Below are 15,050 nucleotides of genomic sequence, written 5' to 3' on the forward strand. Positions count from 1 at the left end.
GACCTCCTGCTTATTGGGGGCCACGATCACCGCCAGGCGGGTGGCACCCAGGGCGTTGGCCTCCTCGGCGATCAGCTCGATGCCGGGGGTGTCCACGACCGGGAGCAGCTCTTTCGGCACGGTCTTGGTGACGGGCAGGAAACGGGTGCCCATGCCGGCGGCAGGCACAATCACGGTTTTCACAGGGCGGGAATAAGTAGAGTTTGATAGGTTCATAAAAGTAAATCTCAATTGACGCGGAAAGCTTATGTCGGTCATTGCGGAGGCGGCCCGCTCCGTCAGCGTTGTAGGTCAACCCTCAACTTCAACTTGAATAAACGGGGGTTGAAGTGGAGGTTTAGAGTTGCCGGTGGGGCGGGAGGGGTGGACCATGGGTCTCGGTGTATTACGAGGCCGTTGGGGAAGACGAACCTCGTCTTACACCGCTCCTTGTTCAACTGAATTGATCCAGGAGCGGTGGTGGTTCTGCCGAAGGATTTTCGACATGACAACCCTTGCACCTACGCTCGCACGCTGGTTGGGCGCCGCCGATTCCTCGGCGCCTGATTATCCGTGGGAGAACTCCGACGTACCCGCATACGCGCCGTTGACCTGCGAGATCACCCGCACTGCGGTCCTGAACATCACGGGCATGCCGAGCGCCCTGCGCCCGCGTATCGAGACCGCCATGGTGCTGTGCATCCCCAGCGAATCCGAGCTCTGCGCCTACGACTCCGACCCGCTCACCGCCGAGTGGTTCACCGCCTGGCACCGCTGCGTCGAGGCCGAGGATGGCCCCCGCATCGCCTGCCGCCAGACCATCACCGGCACCGAAGACGAGCTGTGCCGCCTGCGCACCATCATCGACAACCTCGCCCGCAACCACGGCTTCCACGCAGAACTGACGGTGGGGGACTGAGCACCGCCCCACGGGGGATGCCCGGGGCGCGGGCAAAGAGAAACGCCGCCGGCTACCTGGGGCAGCGGCGGCGTCGATAAGCGGGGGATTAGAAATCCCAGTCGTCGTCCGTGGTCTCCTCAGCGGTGCCGATGACGTAGGAGGAACCCGAGCCCGAGAAGAAATCGTGGTTCTCGTTGGCGGAGGGATCCAGCGAAGTCATCACGCCGGCGTTGAACTTGCAGGTGTCCGCGGGGAAGATCCCCTCGAAGCCCAGGTTGTTCATCGCCTTGTTCGCGTTGTAGCGCAGGAAAGCCTTGACGTCCTCGGTCCAGCCGATTGAGTCGTAGATGTCCTGCGTGTAGTGGGACTCGTTGTCATAGAGATCCATGAGCATCTCCAGCGCGAAGTCCTTGTCTGCCTCCTGCTCCTCCTGGCTCAGGTGCTTGGCGGCCTGCTGGAACTTGTAGCCGATGTAGTAGCCGTGGACGGCCTCATCACGGATGATCAGCCGGATGATGTCCGCGGTGTTGGTCAGCTTGCCCATCGAGGAGAACCGCAGCGGCAGGTAGAAACCCGAGTAGAACAGGAAAGACTCCAGCATCACGGAGGCGATCTTCTTCCGCTGCGGGGTACCCGTCTGGTACTGCTCGATGATCGTGCGACCCTTGTACTGCAGGTTCTCATTCTCCCGGGACCAGCGGAAGGCGGCGTCGATCTCCGGGGTGGCGGCTAGAGTCATGAAGATGTTGGAGTAGCTCTTCGCGTGCACCGACTCCATGAAGGAGATGTTGGTGTACACGGCCTCCTCATGCGGGGTCGCCGAATCCGGCAGGATGCTCACCGCGCCGACAGTGCCCTGCATCGTGTCCAGGAACGTCAGGCCCGTGAACACACGCATGGTGGCCAGCTGCTCATCCTTGGTCATGTGACGCCAGGCCGAGACATCGTTGGACACCGGGATCTTCTCCGGCAGCCAGAAGTTGCTGGTCAGACGGTTCCAGATGTCCAGGTCAACCTGGTCGGGGATGTGATCCCAGTTGATGGAGTCGAGGATATGGCCCGGCTTATAGTGCACCGGCGTGCTGATGGTCTGGGTTGAAGTGGTCACGCTCTCCCGCCAGGACTCGAACCTGGATCTGTCCGTGCCGTTTGCGTGGCTCGGGTGTGTTGCCTGTTGCACCACGGGAAAATCCCCCTGGGTTTTAGGTCTGGATGGCTGGGGCGGGGGAGACCCTCTTGGCGTCATCGTAGTGAATCTGTCTGACTAAAGACAGACGTGCAGTTCACTCGTGGTCGGTGTAGTAGCCGTCCTGGAATGGGTCGAGGACATGATCCGCGAGCTGGCTGATGTCGTCGATGACACGGGTGGGACGGAAGGGGTACCTGTTTATCTCTGCGTCATTGGAGATGCCCGAGCGGACCAGGATGGTGCGCATGCCGGCCTCCAGGCCGGACTTGACGTCGGTGTCCATGCGGTCGCCGATCATCACCGCCCGCTCCGAATGCGCGCCGATGGTGTTCAGTGCTGAACGCATCATCACCGGGTTCGGCTTGCCGATGTAATAGGGCGCCATCCCCGTCGCGGCTGTGATCAGTGCTGCGACGGAGCCCGTTGCCGGCAGCACCCCGTGCGGCGCCGGGCCGGTGACGTCCGGGTTGGTGCAGATGAAGCGAGCACCACCCAGGATGAGGTTGATGGCAGTGGTGATCGCCTCGAAGGAGTAGGTGCGCGTCTCACCCAGGACCACGAACTCCGGGTCTGAGTCGGTGAGGATCCACCCCTTCGCGTGCAGAGCGGTGGTCAGCCCCGACTCGCCGACGACAAAGGCGGTGCCCTCCTTGCGCTGATTCGACAGGAAGTGGGCCGTCGCGGTGGCCGAGGTCCACAACCGCTCCGGCGGGATCTGCAACCCGGTGTGGGACAGACGTGCCGAGAGGTCCCGCGGCGTGTGGATCGAGTTGTTGGTGAGCACCATGAACTCGATGTCATTGTCCCGCAGGGCCTGGAGGAAACGGTCCGCGCCGGGAATCATGTCACCCTCACGGATGAGGACGCCGTCCATGTCGGTCAGATAGCTGATGCTGGCGGTCATACCTGCCAGTATCCTCTCTTATTTCGGATTTGGCGCGGTGGAGTGGGAGTCAACGGAACACTGTGGCGAAGTACAGCGGTGGGGCTGCGCCAGCAGGGGGCATACCTGTGGAGGGGTCGTGGAGTTTGGCTGAAGGATGAAGTGCGGGGCGCTCGTCTCAGACAAGACCAAAACGCGCGCGGGCGCGAGCCACCAGCTCATCAGAACTGATCTGGCCATCGATGTATTGCTCCGCATCCTTGCGCCCCGCTGGGGTTACGTGGAGACCTTCCATTTCACCATTGTGAATCGCCTGGGCCACGTGCCATTCACGCTCGCTCCTGGACGTTGCAGGTGTCCTCGAAGTAGCCACGCTCTACCCTTTCACCTGAGTACGGTCCTCTTAGTCTACGGAGCTTGGTAGTGACAACCCCAGCTTCTGAGCCAGGCATCGAATTTGGTAGAAAGCTCCAGAGCAGGGTTTTTAGTCTGACTCTGGTGCGTCGGAGTGGGTACGGACATACTCCGACAGATCACCCACGGTCTTGAGGTTGTAGACGACGTCATCATCGATCCGGACGCCGAGAGCATCCTCGACGCGCACGGCGATCTCGATCATCGCCAGGGAGGTGATCCCCAGCTCGCTCAGTTTTGCTTCCGGGGTCAGGGCCTCGGCCTCCAGGCCGGAGGCCTCCTCGATGATGCGGGCCAGTTCAGGAGAGGTCATGGGGTTGATTGTAGGGGATGAGGGATGGGGGGTTTTATTGCGCTCTAGCTTCTGACCAGACGAGAAAAGAGCATCCGACGCGAACTAAGAGCTAAGAGAAGTATTCGTCGTCGCCAACCAAGAGAGGGAGCTGCTACCGTCTACCGATGATATCAGTTGAGTGAAGGGACTATGTATGACCTTTGGTGACAAGGCCCTGGTGCCGGTCTGGGTACTTGCTACGGATTTGGTGAAACTCCCCGACGTTCTGAGCAGCGGAGAAATGAATTCGTCCCGGCTTGCGGAGTTGCGGACAGTACTGGCAACACTTGCAGACTCTCCCATCACCACGCTGGAGGCCCATCCGGTCTCTGCCAAGCGTGATCGGACAAGTGGAATTGTGCTTCATGCAGCTAGCCCGTTGGCACAGCAGTTGTCCCAACTCATTTCCCAAACAACCAAAACTGCTCCGCAGAACCTCAACGTGGGTGCTTCCGGCGAGATGCTTTACCGCATGGTAGTTCCCGCTAAAGTGGCGGAACAGGTCAGCAAGGGCTTAGTCACTTCTATGAAGTCGAAAGCGGTCGCAGGAGGCTTTCACGGAACACTGCGTGATTCCACGGGAATTGTTGCCCAAGCAACATTTGTGCCCGTCGCTGGTAAAGCCACTGTTTTGGGGGCGGCAACTGGCTCCGCAGCTACCGCCGGCGTTGCTACAGCTACCGCTGGTGCTCTGACTGTGGCCGCGCCGCTAGGCAGTGTTACGAAAGTCGTTTGAGCCACCGATCAATGTTCGCGACACGGATGGCGGCCTGAAAACGAACAGCAAGCTTGTCGTACCGGGTCGCTATCCCACGTTTGTGCTTCAACGCACCAAAACACCGCTCCACCACATTGCGTCCCTTATAGGCATCGGCATCAAACACCGGTGGACGCCCACCCTTGCTCCCTCGTGACCTGCGGTGGCGGTCCTGGTCCGCCTTCATCGGGATCGTCGCTGCGATCCGGCGCCGCCGCAGATGCTCACGAATCGCCCGGGAGGAATATGCCTTGTCCGCCAGCACCCGATCGGGCCTGGTCCTGGGCCTGCCCCGTCCACCACGGATGACCCGGATGCCTTCCAGCACCGTGATCAACTGCGGGGCATCACCGGCCTGCCCCGGGGTCACCACGAAGGACAGGGACTGCAGGTGTTGGTCGCATCCGAGGTGGATCTTCGTCGCCCACCCACCACGCGACCTGCCCAACCCGTGGTCAGCAGGTTCACCGGCGACCTTCTCGTGTGCGTCGCGGCGTGCCCCAGCAGCATGGACATGGGCGCGGATGGTGGTCGAGTCAACGGAGATGTCCCAGCCGACCATGCCGCGCTCATCAGCCATCGCTTGAAGGTGGGACTCGATCTCCTCCCAGATCCCGGAGATCTGCCAGGCACGGAACAGGGCGTAGACCCGCCACCAGGGGGCATAACGAGAGGGAACATCCCGCCACGGTCCGCCGGCGCGAACACGGTGGCGGACGCCGTTGATCAGGTCCCGGAGCGGGTACTTACGTGGTCTGCCCAGATGTGAACGTGCTGGTAGCAGGGGTTGTAGTAGTTCCCACTGGGCGTCGGTGAGGTCGTGGCGGGTTTCGGCGGCGCGAACGGCTAAAGTAGAAATCTGGAACTTCCGTGTAGACGAGGGTTGTTGGTACTTTCCTCTTTACACGGAAGTTCCTTGCTTTTGCGTTACCGCCCTACGGCCTGGACCAACGATTTTCGTAACACTGCCTAGTATTAATGGCTGTAGCTGTAGGCGTCAGTGCTCATGCGGAACGTGAGCGGCAGGAAGCTATCGGCCGAATTGCTGATCTTCTGAAACAGTTGCATGAGGATAAACTCGAGCTAGAACGAAGCGAATTAGATGGTTGTCGTGATGCGATCGACAAGGCGACATCTATTCTTCTTGATAAAGGCAGAGTTGGTTTGTCGCTTGGTCTCGATTCCGCATCTTTTGCCATCAGCAAGGCTATCCAGCGTGGGCAACGGCGACTCGAAAAATGGCAGGAGGCGCTTGCCTCGCTGCCCGATGGGCCAGTTGATGTCAAGACTTTGACTGAGGCCTTCCCCGGTATTGAAGACGAGGGCGGAGTTCTCCAGGCACACCTCGAAATTGCACGACTAGCTATTGCACTCAAGCGTCGAGTGATCGTGCTCCAGGCGGTTGAACATGCACAAGATGAGGGCGCGGAGAACCCGTTCGAGAACTTCGTCGCTGAACTGAATGCTGATGACCATCGCGTCAGTGAACTGGAACAAGGGATCAATTCGTTCTTGCTACGACTTTCCACCCTTGAGCTAAAACGTCGTCGTGGGTTACGGAATTTGATGTTTACGCAGGTAGAGGTCGATCACTTGCTCAAAATGGTATACCGCCTGCAGGCATTGGGGGACGGCTTAAGGTTGAGCTCCTCTCGGACTGACGTGGCTATTGATATGGAGAGAAGCGCCGATGGCTCGCTGGTAGTTTTCCCTGCAGCCATTGCGTAGGTAGGCGTACCTGCACAGCAGCTCATCAATTGCTGTCCTTTGCTGGGGCGACGGCGGAGGGAGGAGCTGTCGAGTTATTCCACAGAAACAGTGAAGAGAGGGGCGCTGGCAATCGCAAGGTGAAGCTCTACGGTGTTATCGGGAACGTGGATCCATGCGGTTCCTGAGGCTGAGTAGCCAGGGAATTTTGCAGAAAGATCCGCATAGCTCCATTTATCCTCGCATGCAGAATACGCATGAACGTTAGTTTTTCGGTCGTCAGCAGTAATCGCCGACCACTGGCCTGCGCTGAAGGGTGAGAAGAAATCCGACCCTATATCTGAGCGCATGGATGCGTCAAAGTCTAAAGCGACATAACGGCCGGCGTCTGCATAAGGGTTTGGGCAGACGGCATCAGGAGTTACCCCAGTCAAGGTGATCGTCATGCACATTTCATCGGTGGGAGAAAAAGTCGAACAAGGCGCTTCTGCAGAATCACCGGCACTGAGTATCACAGGATGATTCGCATTGGAGTCCTGGGGGAAGTCGCTCCGTGATGGACGCTGGGCATCTGCATCTGACGGTGCGCTGTCAGGGGTGTCACTGGCAGCTTCGAGGACGTCTTGTTTGGCATTATTGTATCCCACTTCAGTTCCTGTAAAGAATGTCACTGCCAAGGCGGCGATGCTGCCAACTGCTATTCCTGCTTTTTTCTTGCCGGACCAGCCAGAATTCTTTTCAGCTGATAAAGGATTAGGGGTGGAAAAAGGGATGGAATACTGGTCATTATAATTCATGAAATCTTTTCTCCTCCATGCGAAGACCGTCGATCTAACCTGTTGATCGACGAAGAACTCTATCAAGGCTGGCAAGGAGAGTTTTCATCAGCAAGAGATTATGGAGAAGCCGAAAAGTACCATGTTAAGCCTCATCAACGAAATACTGCCTGAGATGCTTTCTTGCGCGCCCGGAATTTAGCACCGTTTGTCGGCCATTCCATCATCCGCTAGTAGCAACCGGTAACGTTCCCAACCATGTTGACCGCCCTTGCACCCCTGCGTCGTTCGGCGTTGCGGCTGACGCGGAGCGGGCGGCGTCGATTAGCTCTTGAGCTCGGCGCCAGCTATTCCGCCACCCGTGAACCCGGCCTGAAGAACATCGAGCGTTCCGGGACCGTCGACAGTGACGGTATCCCCGTCCACTGGTACGAGTACGGCCCGGAGAACGCGGAGATCACGGTGCTCTTCCTCCACGGTTTCACCATCCCGGCGGAGTCCTACTACCGCCAGGTCGAGCATCTGCGCGCCACCTCACCCGGGGTGCGGCTGCTGCTTCTGGATATCCGCGGCCACGGCCAGACCGGCCCAGTCCACCCTGACCTCTGCACCATTGACGGCGCCACCGATGATGCTCTGGCTGTGCTCACCGCCCGCAACGTCACGGGGAAGCTGATCATCGTCGGCCATTCCCTCGGTGGGCTGATGGCGATGAACCTCGTGCGCCGCTGCCCGGATGAGCTGCGCGCCTGCATCGCCGGGCTGGTGGTCGTGGGCACCTCCATCGAGGCCTTCGCCGATCAGGGCCTGCCGCAGCTGCTGGCCTCGCCGGTGGCGGACCAGGTCTACAACGCCGTGGAATCCGCGCCGGATGAGGTCACGAAGTTCCGCGAACAGGCCGCCGGCATCCTTGCCCCGGCGTTGGCCGTCGCGATCTTCCACCGGCCCACCGACTACGAGCTGGTTCAGTTCCACGCCGCGATGATCCACGAGACACCCCTGGAGACCTTTGTCGGTTACTTCGATGACCTTCAGGTCCATGATGAGCTCGCCGCCGGCCCGCACCTTGAGGGTATCCCGGGGTACGTCATCGTCGGCGACAAGGACCACGTCACCCCGCTGAGTCAGGCGGAGAAGATCATCGAGGTCTGGCCGGATGCCTGGCTGCAGATCGCCCGCGAGGCCGGCCACATGATCCCGCTGGAGGCGCCGGACATCCTCAATGCCGCGATCGACCGGCTGATTCTCCGGGTAGGGTGAAGTCTTGTGAAGGCTCTTGATCTGGTGAAGGAATGGCCCGTCGATAATTTTGCTGCGGCGGTCATCGACGGCGACGACATCCACCGCGTGGGTGACCTGGGCAAGGTCTTCCACCTGATGAGCGTGACCAAACCCCTGAGCGCCTACGGCTTTCTCATGGCGATGGAGGAGGGCGTCTTTGAGTTCGACACCCCGCTCGGCCCGGACGGCTCCACCGTGCGTCATCTGCTGGCGCACGCCTCCGGCGTCGGCTTCAAGGAGACCGACCGGGTGCGCGGGCCGGGGGAGCGGCGGATCTACTCCAACTACGGTTTCCAGATTCTTGCCGACGCCGTCTCCGAAGCCGCCGAGATGGACTTCGCCGAGTACCTCCGCCAGGGCGTGATGGAGCCGCTGAACATGCAGTGGACCCGTCTGCTCGGCGAGGCCGGCTGGGAGGCCCAGGGCACCGCCCACGACCTGATCACCTTCCTCCTCGAGCTGCTCAACCCCACCCTCCTCCACCCCTCCACCATGGCCGAGGCCACCACCGTCCAGTTCCCCGATCTGTCCGGCATCGTCCCCGGCTACGGCATGATGAAACCCTGCCCCTGGGGCCTCGGCTTTGAGATCAAGGGCGACAAGGATCCGCACTGGACCGGCCCCAACATGCCCGCGGACACCTTCGGCCACTTCGGACAGTCCGGTACCTACATCTGGGTCGCGCCAGGCACCGGCCGCGCGATGGTCGCGCTCACCGACCGCCCCTTCGGCGACTGGGCCAAACCGCTGTGGGCGGAGACGAATGCGGCGATCTGGGAGGAGCTGGAGGGGTAGACATCAGCCCCCGAACAACTTGTTCCACACACTGTTCGAACCCGGCACCGGTTTGGTGATCACCTTCAGGCTGCTGCCCCGGATTGAGCCGGTGAGCACCACACGCGGTGCGTTGGGGTGGGGCTGGCTGGTGTCGATGGTCATGCTCGACCAGCTGTCACTGAGACGGTTCTCCACGTAGACCCCCGGTGGCACGATGATCTCGATGGTGGCGATGGTCGCCTGGATGTCGAAGGTGCATACCGGGGCCTCGGCCTGGGCCTGACGCAGATCCAGCTTGAGCGTCGCGCCGTTGAGCTTGAAGGTCGAGTACGCCGGCACCGTCCACACACCCGTGCGCTTGACCTCACCCATCGTGGAGACCACTGGCTGGGTGTGCGCCGGGATGGGACGGTATTCCGCATCGGGCTGGGCCATCGGCATCGGCTGCGGCGTCAGTCCCGGGACCTGGCCGGGGTAGTGCTGCGGCAGGTTCTGGTGGGGCTGTGGCGGCTGCGGAGGCTGCTGCGGGGCAGGGGTCTGGAACTGCTGCGGCTGCTGGGCCTGCGGCGGATGGTACGTCAGGTACTGCACCCGGATGCGGTCCAGGACGGACTTGTCGTGGGTGGACCACACCACTTCCGTCAGCCGGTCGAACTCCTCGAACTGGAGACGGCCGGCCCCGACCAGGCGGGTCAGGTCGGCGTGAAGCTGTTCGCGGTCCTCATCGCGCGGGGGTACGGGGCGGTTCATGCTGGAGTTCACCCTGCCCACGATACCGGGGAGCCGATCATGTCGGTAACGCAGCACGGGAGGGCAATCAGGAGAACGGACACCACCCTTCTGTGTGCCCGCGCCGACACCATCGGGGGCGTCGAGAAGCAAGAAGAAACCCGCCCGCAGAGATCTCGGGCGGGGGAGCTGGCTGTTTACTGCTCTTCAGCAGCCAGTTTCGCGGCGATGTCCTCACGGAGCACCTTCTTGTCGATCTTCCGGATCTTGGTCATGGGCAACCGGTCGACGATCTCGATGCGCTCGGGCAGGTTGTGCGCGGCTATGCCGACCTCCCGCAGGTGCTCACACGCCTGCTCTAGCGTCAGCGTGTGTCCATCCCGGATCACGGCGTACAGGCAGACCTTCTCGCCGTAGACCTCATCGGGCATGGCCACTACGGCGAGCTGTTCAACGCCATCGATCTGGTAGAGGAGGGATTCGACCTCCTCGGCGGAGATCTTCTCCCCACCGCGGTTGATGATGTCCTTGTCGCGCCCCTGGACCACGAGGTTACCGTCGGGGCGGCGGACCACCACGTCACCGGGGCAGTACCAGCCGTCCAGGAAGGATTTCTCGTTGGCCTCCGGGGCATTGAAGTAACCGCGCGGGGTGTAGGGTCCGCGGGTGAGCAGCAGACCGCGTTCGCCGTCGGGCAGGTCGTTGCCCTCGGGATCGACGATGCGTACCTCGTCATGGGGGCTGACCGGTCGGCCCTGCGTGGTGGTGATGACCTCTTCCGGGTCATCGAGCCGGGTCATGTTGATCAGGCCCTCCGCCATGCCGTAGACCTGCTGCAGGGTGGCGCCGAGCACGGCCTGCACCCGCGGGGCGAGCTCGTCCGGCATGCGGGAACCGCCGACCTGCAGCACCCTCAGGGAGACGGTCTTGCCGGTGCGGTGTTCCGCTTCGTGGGCGATCCACCGCTGGGCCACGGCGGGGACCACCACGGCGGTGGTCACCTGTTCCTGTTCCATGGCCTCGAAGACCTTCACCGGGTTCGGCGAGGGTGCAAGCACGGAGGTGGCGCCGACGGTGAGCGCTCCGAGGACACCGGGGCAGGCCAGGCCGAAGTTATGGGTCAGCGGCAGGGCGGCGAGCTGGACATCATCCTCGGTCAGCCCGGCCACCTCGGAGCACACCTCGATGTTGTAGGCGTAGTCGTTGTGGGTGCGGGTGATCAGTTTCGGCAGTCCGGTGGTGCCGCCGGAGAGCTGGAAGAGTGCGGGCAGGAGCGGATCGATGCTGATCGCATCCAGTTCCGCGGTCTGTGCGGGGCTCAGGTCCAGGGGAGCGAGCAGGTCGTCCAGTGAGCGGGCGTGGGGGCCGTGGTCGCGGGCGATGAAGCTCCACTCGAGGGTGTCGACCTCGTTCTCGAGTTCCTGCGTCAGGGGGCGGAAGTCGAAGTCGCGCCAGGTGTCCATGGTGAACAGGGCGCGGGCCTGGGATCGTGCGCTGATATGGGTGAGTTCGTAGCGGCGGTGGCCGGCCAGCGCCATGACGGGAATGACCCCGGTGCGGAAGCAGGCCAGCAGCAGGACCACCAGCTGCCAGGAGTTGGGCAGGACGATGACCACCCGGTCCTGCTCCCGGAAGCCGAGTTCGCGCATCCGCCAGGCTGCGGCGTTGGCGCGGTCGATGACCTCTCGGTAGCTCAGGCGGGAGCCGTCCCCGGTGTCCACCAGGGCGGTTTTCGAGGGTGAGCTGCGGGCGGTGTCCTCGATGTACTGGAACAGGTTGCGGTCCTGCCACAGTCCTTCCGAGCGGTAGAACTCGACCAGTTCCTCCGGCCACGGAACCATGCCCGGCATCGGTGTCTCAGTCATCTGTGTCTCCCACCTTCCCGCGGCTCACCCGCGTTCGTTGCTCTGTCTTGTCTACCCCACAGGCTGCAGGGTCGGCTGGCGCAGACCCGTCACCTGGAGGTCGCCGTTCGACGTGGCCACCAGGTCCACGGAGATGGTCTCTGCCTGCTGGTCAGTCTCCAGTGCGGCGGCCAGGGCGGCCAGCAGCTTATCGACGCCCACCGTATCCACCCGTCCGTTCTCCCCGCGCAGCAGTGCCGCGCCGCGGAGCTCGTCGAGCATCTCAGCCGCCAGGCCCTCGACGATGGGGGCCACGCGGACGGACTCGTCACCGAGACCCTCACCACCGAAGCCGAGTGCCACGGTCACACCGAAGATATTATCCCGGCGGGCCTGTGCAAGCAGGCGGATTCCGGTGGCGTTCTCATCCACGCTCAGACCCAGGGCTGTGGTGTCCTCGATTCCGGTGAGCGCGGCCGCAGTGACGGCGGGGCGGTTCTTGAGGAACTGCGCCCGGGCGTCCGCAGCCAGGGCGCGCAGGCCCACTGCCAGAGCGGTCGGCCCCAGCACCAGCGGAACATTCTGCTCCACGGCCTTGGCAGCGGCGGCACCCACGATGTCCACGGTGCCGTCGACGGCGGCGAGGACGGGTACGTCCTGTACCCCGGACTCGATGAACTCAGTGGTCAGGTTGAGGGTCTCCTCGACGATGGCGAAGGCGCCGATGGCGTCGATGTTATCGTCCTCGCCGACAGCGGCGATGACCTCGCGCAGGCCCGGGGCCGGGCGGCCGGTGTCCACCGGGTTCTTCATGTGGGTCATCGGGGGCAGCATCGAGCTGATCTTCTCGAAGGGGCCCTGTGCCAGCTCCGGCAGCGCAATCCCATCGGTCTGGAGGCGGTCGGCGATGATCATGCCCGGGCCGGCCTGGCCGGTGACGAAGGCGATCTTCGGCTCTGCCTTGGGGGCGATGCGGCGTGCGGAGAGGGCTATGGCGGCGTCGGCAAGCTCCTGCTCCGTGTCGACGACCACGGCACCGGCCTGCTCCAGGATGGAGCGGGTGAGCTGCCAGGAGGTGTCCAGGGAACCGGTGTGGCGGCGCGCGAACTCCTTGATGTCGGTGCGCCCGATGACCAGCGCGACGACGGGCTTGCGGGTGGTGGCCTCGCGGATGGCGTTGATCAGGCGGGGGCCGTCCTCGACCTTCTCGATGTGCAGCGCGATGACCTCGGTCTGCTCATCCTCGGTGAGGTACTCCACCACCTCGGTGGCGGTGAGGTTGATGGCGCCGCCGATGCCCAGGCCCAGGCGGATGCCACGGCCGGAACGGTGCAGGTTGTAGCAGGTGGCCAGGTTGACGCCGCCGCTGGAGGAGACGACGGAGATGTTGCCCGTCTTCAGATCCTTCACGGTGGGGACGAAGCAGGCCAGGAGATCCTCGCCCGGCAGGAAGAATCCGGAGGTGTTCGGGCCGAGCAGGCGGAGACCGGTGTCCTCGAGAACCTGGAGGAGCTCTTCCTCGAAGCCGTCGCCCGGGCCGCCGGCCTCGCTGAAACCACCGGAGCAGACCAGTGCTGCACCGACGCCGGCCTCGGATGCCTCGCGGAGGGCAGCGGCGGTGGGAGCGGCCGGGATGCAGGAGATGGCCAGATCCATCGGGCCTTCGGCAGCGACGGCCTCAGCGACGGAGGTGTAGAGACCCTCGCCGCCGCGGGGGTTGATGCCGACGACTGGGCCGGGGAAGTCTGCCAGAGACTTGATCATGATGCTGCCGAGCTTATCGGGGTTCTCGGAGGCGCCGATCACGACGATGCCGCGCGGCTGGAACAGCGGCCTGAGGTTCTCGGTCACGGACTGGGTGGTGTTGGTCATGTCTACTTCCTTGCGATGGCGTCCGTGCGGCCGGACAGGATTTCAGTGCGGGCGTGGTCTTCGGCGTAGGCATCATCGGTGTCGTCGACGATGACGGTGGGGATGTCGCGGACGAGGCGGAATTCTTCCGAGACCAGACGGCGGGTCAGGCTGTCGCCGCCCTGGACGACGATGAAGGAGGCGTTCTCGATCTTGCCCACCAGGTCAGCGACCTCGGTGTCCCGGGCCGGGGCCTCGATGACTTTGCCACCTGCTGCGGCGATGTCGAGGACGGTGCCGTCAGCGCTGAGGGTGAACCCGTCGAAGGAGAGCAGGCGGCCGGCGAAGTCAGTACCGTTCAGCGCCAGGGGAGTCCGTAGCGGCTCCGTGCCGTAGCGGCTCTGCCAGGCGTTCTCTGCGGCCTCGGCGAACTCTGGGTCGCGCTTGCGGATCTTCTCCAGGGTGATGGAACGGGTGAAGAAGTGGAAGGTGAACTTCAGCGGATCAAAAGCGTTGTGGTAGCGGCCGAAATACTCCCACCAGGACAGCGAGGGCCGCGCCTGGGTCTGCACCTTGTTCACGCGGGGCTGCGCAAGCTTCTCATAACGGGCGAAGGCCGCCTGGATGTCGTCCGGGGATTCCGCCAGGGCCTCGGCCAGGGCGATGGAGTCCTCCATGGCCATCTTCGTGCCGGAACCGACGGAGAAGTGGGCGGTGTGGATCGCGTCGCCCAGGAAGACGACGTTGTCCTTGTACCAGGTGCGGGTGGAACGGCCGCGGAAGTTGGACCAGCGGGAGTTGTTGACCACGATCTCCTTGCTCTGGATCTCCTCGGCGAAGAGCTCCTCCAGGTACTCCTTCGACTTCATGTCGGAGACTCCCGGCGGCTGGGTGACGTCGAACTCGTCCAGGCCCGCGTTGCGCCAGGTCTGCTCGTCGGCCTCCACGATGAAGGTGGAGATCTTATCGCTGATCGGGTAAGCGTGGACCGCGAAGTTGCCGTGCTCGTTCTGGCGGTGAAGGAAGGTCAGTCCGTCGAAGATGTGGGTGGTGCCGAACCAGATGAACTTGGCGCTGGCGACCTCGAGGGTGTGGCCGAGGGCCTCCTCACCGACGTACTCACGGGCCTTGGAGTTCGTGCCGTCGGCCGCGACGATGACGTCGTAGTCGGCCAGATCAGCAACGGTGCGGTCGGACTCGAAGTGCAGGATCGCGCCGGCGGCGCGGGCCCGCTCACGCATGAGGCTCAGCAGCTCCCGACGGTGGATTGCGGACATGCCGTTGCCGGTGAAGGAGTGCTTCTCACCCTTGGCCAGGACATCGATGGTGTCCCAGTGAGCGCCGTAAGCCGCCAGGGCGTCCTGCAGGACCGGGTCAGCCTCGTTGATGTAGCGGAGGGTGGCGTCGGAGAAGACGACACCGAAACCGAAGACGTCCTCCTCTCGGTTGCGTTCGAAGATCTCGACGTGCGAGTCCGGCAGCTTCTGCTTGATCAGCTGTCCGGCGAACAGGCCTCCCGGGCCCCCTCCGATGATCGCTACACGCAGTCCCATGGTGTGGTCCTCCTCTTTCGGGTTTATAAGTGTGTTCTACCTCTCAGGAACGGAGGGTAACTACTTTTCGTGTAT

General features: G+C 62.8%; 16 protein-coding genes. 5 read left to right on the forward strand and 11 right to left on the reverse strand.

What is annotated here, in order from left to right:
- A partial coding sequence (locus EAH68_RS13365) for a sugar phosphate nucleotidyltransferase (protein ID WP_277600480.1) occupies positions 1–216 on the reverse strand: 216 nt, incomplete at its 3' end.
- Positions 217–484: 268 nt separating this feature from the next.
- Between EAH68_RS13365 and EAH68_RS13370 the strand changes: the two genes are divergently transcribed.
- Positions 485–898, forward strand: coding sequence for a hypothetical protein (locus tag EAH68_RS13370; RefSeq protein ID WP_126121845.1), 414 nt, complete (start codon positions 485–487; stop codon positions 896–898).
- 88 nt (positions 899–986) lie between these two features.
- Here EAH68_RS13370 and nrdF read toward each other — a convergent pair whose 3' ends face one another.
- The 4 genes from nrdF to EAH68_RS13390 all read right to left on the reverse strand — a co-directional run bounded on the left by nrdF (position 987) and on the right by EAH68_RS13390 (position 3,679).
- Positions 987–1,988, reverse strand: coding sequence for a class 1b ribonucleoside-diphosphate reductase subunit beta (gene nrdF, locus EAH68_RS13375; RefSeq protein ID WP_241228468.1), 1,002 nt, complete (start codon positions 1,986–1,988; stop codon positions 987–989).
- Between the two features lie 175 nt (positions 1,989–2,163).
- Positions 2,164–2,973 carry an HAD-IIA family hydrolase gene (locus EAH68_RS13380; protein ID WP_126121847.1) on the reverse strand — a complete coding sequence of 270 codons (810 nt, stop codon included), beginning with the start codon at positions 2,971–2,973 and terminating at the stop codon, positions 2,164–2,166.
- A 157-nt stretch (positions 2,974–3,130) separates the two neighbouring features.
- On the reverse strand, positions 3,131–3,325 hold the full coding sequence (locus tag EAH68_RS15145; protein ID WP_126121848.1) for an antitoxin VbhA family protein: 195 nt from the start codon (positions 3,323–3,325) through the stop codon (positions 3,131–3,133).
- A 111-nt stretch (positions 3,326–3,436) separates the two neighbouring features.
- A complete protein-coding gene (locus EAH68_RS13390) occupies positions 3,437–3,679 on the reverse strand; it encodes an acyl carrier protein (protein ID WP_126121849.1) in 243 nt (80 codons plus the stop codon).
- Positions 3,680–3,854: 175 nt separating this feature from the next.
- Here EAH68_RS13390 and EAH68_RS13395 point away from each other — a divergent pair, with 175 nt between their 5' ends.
- Positions 3,855–4,436, forward strand: a complete 582-nt coding sequence (locus EAH68_RS13395; protein WP_126121850.1) for a hypothetical protein — start codon at positions 3,855–3,857, stop codon at positions 4,434–4,436.
- On the opposite strand, the gene EAH68_RS13400 is transcribed toward EAH68_RS13395, so the two are convergent.
- Complete coding sequence (locus EAH68_RS13400) at positions 4,420–5,316, reverse strand: IS5 family transposase (protein ID WP_126121851.1); 897 nt, start codon at positions 5,314–5,316, stop codon at positions 4,420–4,422. The genes EAH68_RS13395 and EAH68_RS13400 overlap by 17 nt on opposite strands.
- Before the next feature lie 119 nt (positions 5,317–5,435).
- Between EAH68_RS13400 and EAH68_RS13405 the strand changes: the two genes are divergently transcribed.
- The gene (locus tag EAH68_RS13405) at positions 5,436–6,185 is read left to right on the forward strand and encodes a hypothetical protein (protein WP_126121852.1); all 750 of its coding nucleotides are present in this window, start codon (positions 5,436–5,438) and stop codon (positions 6,183–6,185) included.
- A gap of 74 nt (positions 6,186–6,259) precedes the next feature.
- On the opposite strand, the gene EAH68_RS13410 is transcribed toward EAH68_RS13405, so the two are convergent.
- Entirely contained in the window at positions 6,260–6,961 is a 702-nt protein-coding gene (locus EAH68_RS13410; protein WP_126121853.1) for a hypothetical protein, read from the reverse strand.
- Positions 6,962–7,198: 237 nt separating this feature from the next.
- Here EAH68_RS13410 and EAH68_RS13415 point away from each other — a divergent pair, with 237 nt between their 5' ends.
- Positions 7,199–8,200, forward strand: coding sequence for an alpha/beta fold hydrolase (locus EAH68_RS13415; protein WP_126121854.1), 1,002 nt, complete (start codon positions 7,199–7,201; stop codon positions 8,198–8,200).
- Between the two features lie 6 nt (positions 8,201–8,206).
- Positions 8,207–9,016 (forward strand): serine hydrolase domain-containing protein, encoded by an 810-nt coding sequence (locus EAH68_RS13420; RefSeq protein WP_126121855.1) that lies wholly within the window; start codon positions 8,207–8,209, stop codon positions 9,014–9,016.
- 3 nt (positions 9,017–9,019) lie between these two features.
- Here EAH68_RS13420 and EAH68_RS15015 read toward each other — a convergent pair whose 3' ends face one another.
- From EAH68_RS15015 to EAH68_RS13440, 4 genes are all read right to left on the reverse strand, one after another.
- On the reverse strand, positions 9,020–9,748 hold the full coding sequence (locus EAH68_RS15015) for a DUF1707 domain-containing protein (protein WP_241228469.1): 729 nt from the start codon (positions 9,746–9,748) through the stop codon (positions 9,020–9,022).
- A gap of 176 nt (positions 9,749–9,924) precedes the next feature.
- On the reverse strand, positions 9,925–11,592 hold the full coding sequence (locus tag EAH68_RS13430; RefSeq protein WP_126121856.1) for a (2,3-dihydroxybenzoyl)adenylate synthase: 1,668 nt from the start codon (positions 11,590–11,592) through the stop codon (positions 9,925–9,927).
- Between the two features lie 51 nt (positions 11,593–11,643).
- Entirely contained in the window at positions 11,644–13,443 is a 1,800-nt protein-coding gene (locus EAH68_RS13435; RefSeq protein ID WP_126121857.1) for a CoA-binding protein, read from the reverse strand.
- Between the two features lie 2 nt (positions 13,444–13,445).
- Positions 13,446–14,975 carry an FAD-dependent monooxygenase gene (locus EAH68_RS13440; protein WP_126121858.1) on the reverse strand — a complete coding sequence of 510 codons (1,530 nt, stop codon included), beginning with the start codon at positions 14,973–14,975 and terminating at the stop codon, positions 13,446–13,448.
- Positions 14,976–15,050 lie beyond the last annotated feature (75 nt).

It is taken from the genome of Corynebacterium hylobatis, assembly GCF_003955685.1.
Taxonomy (GTDB): Bacteria; Actinomycetota; Actinomycetes; order Mycobacteriales; family Mycobacteriaceae; genus Corynebacterium; species Corynebacterium hylobatis.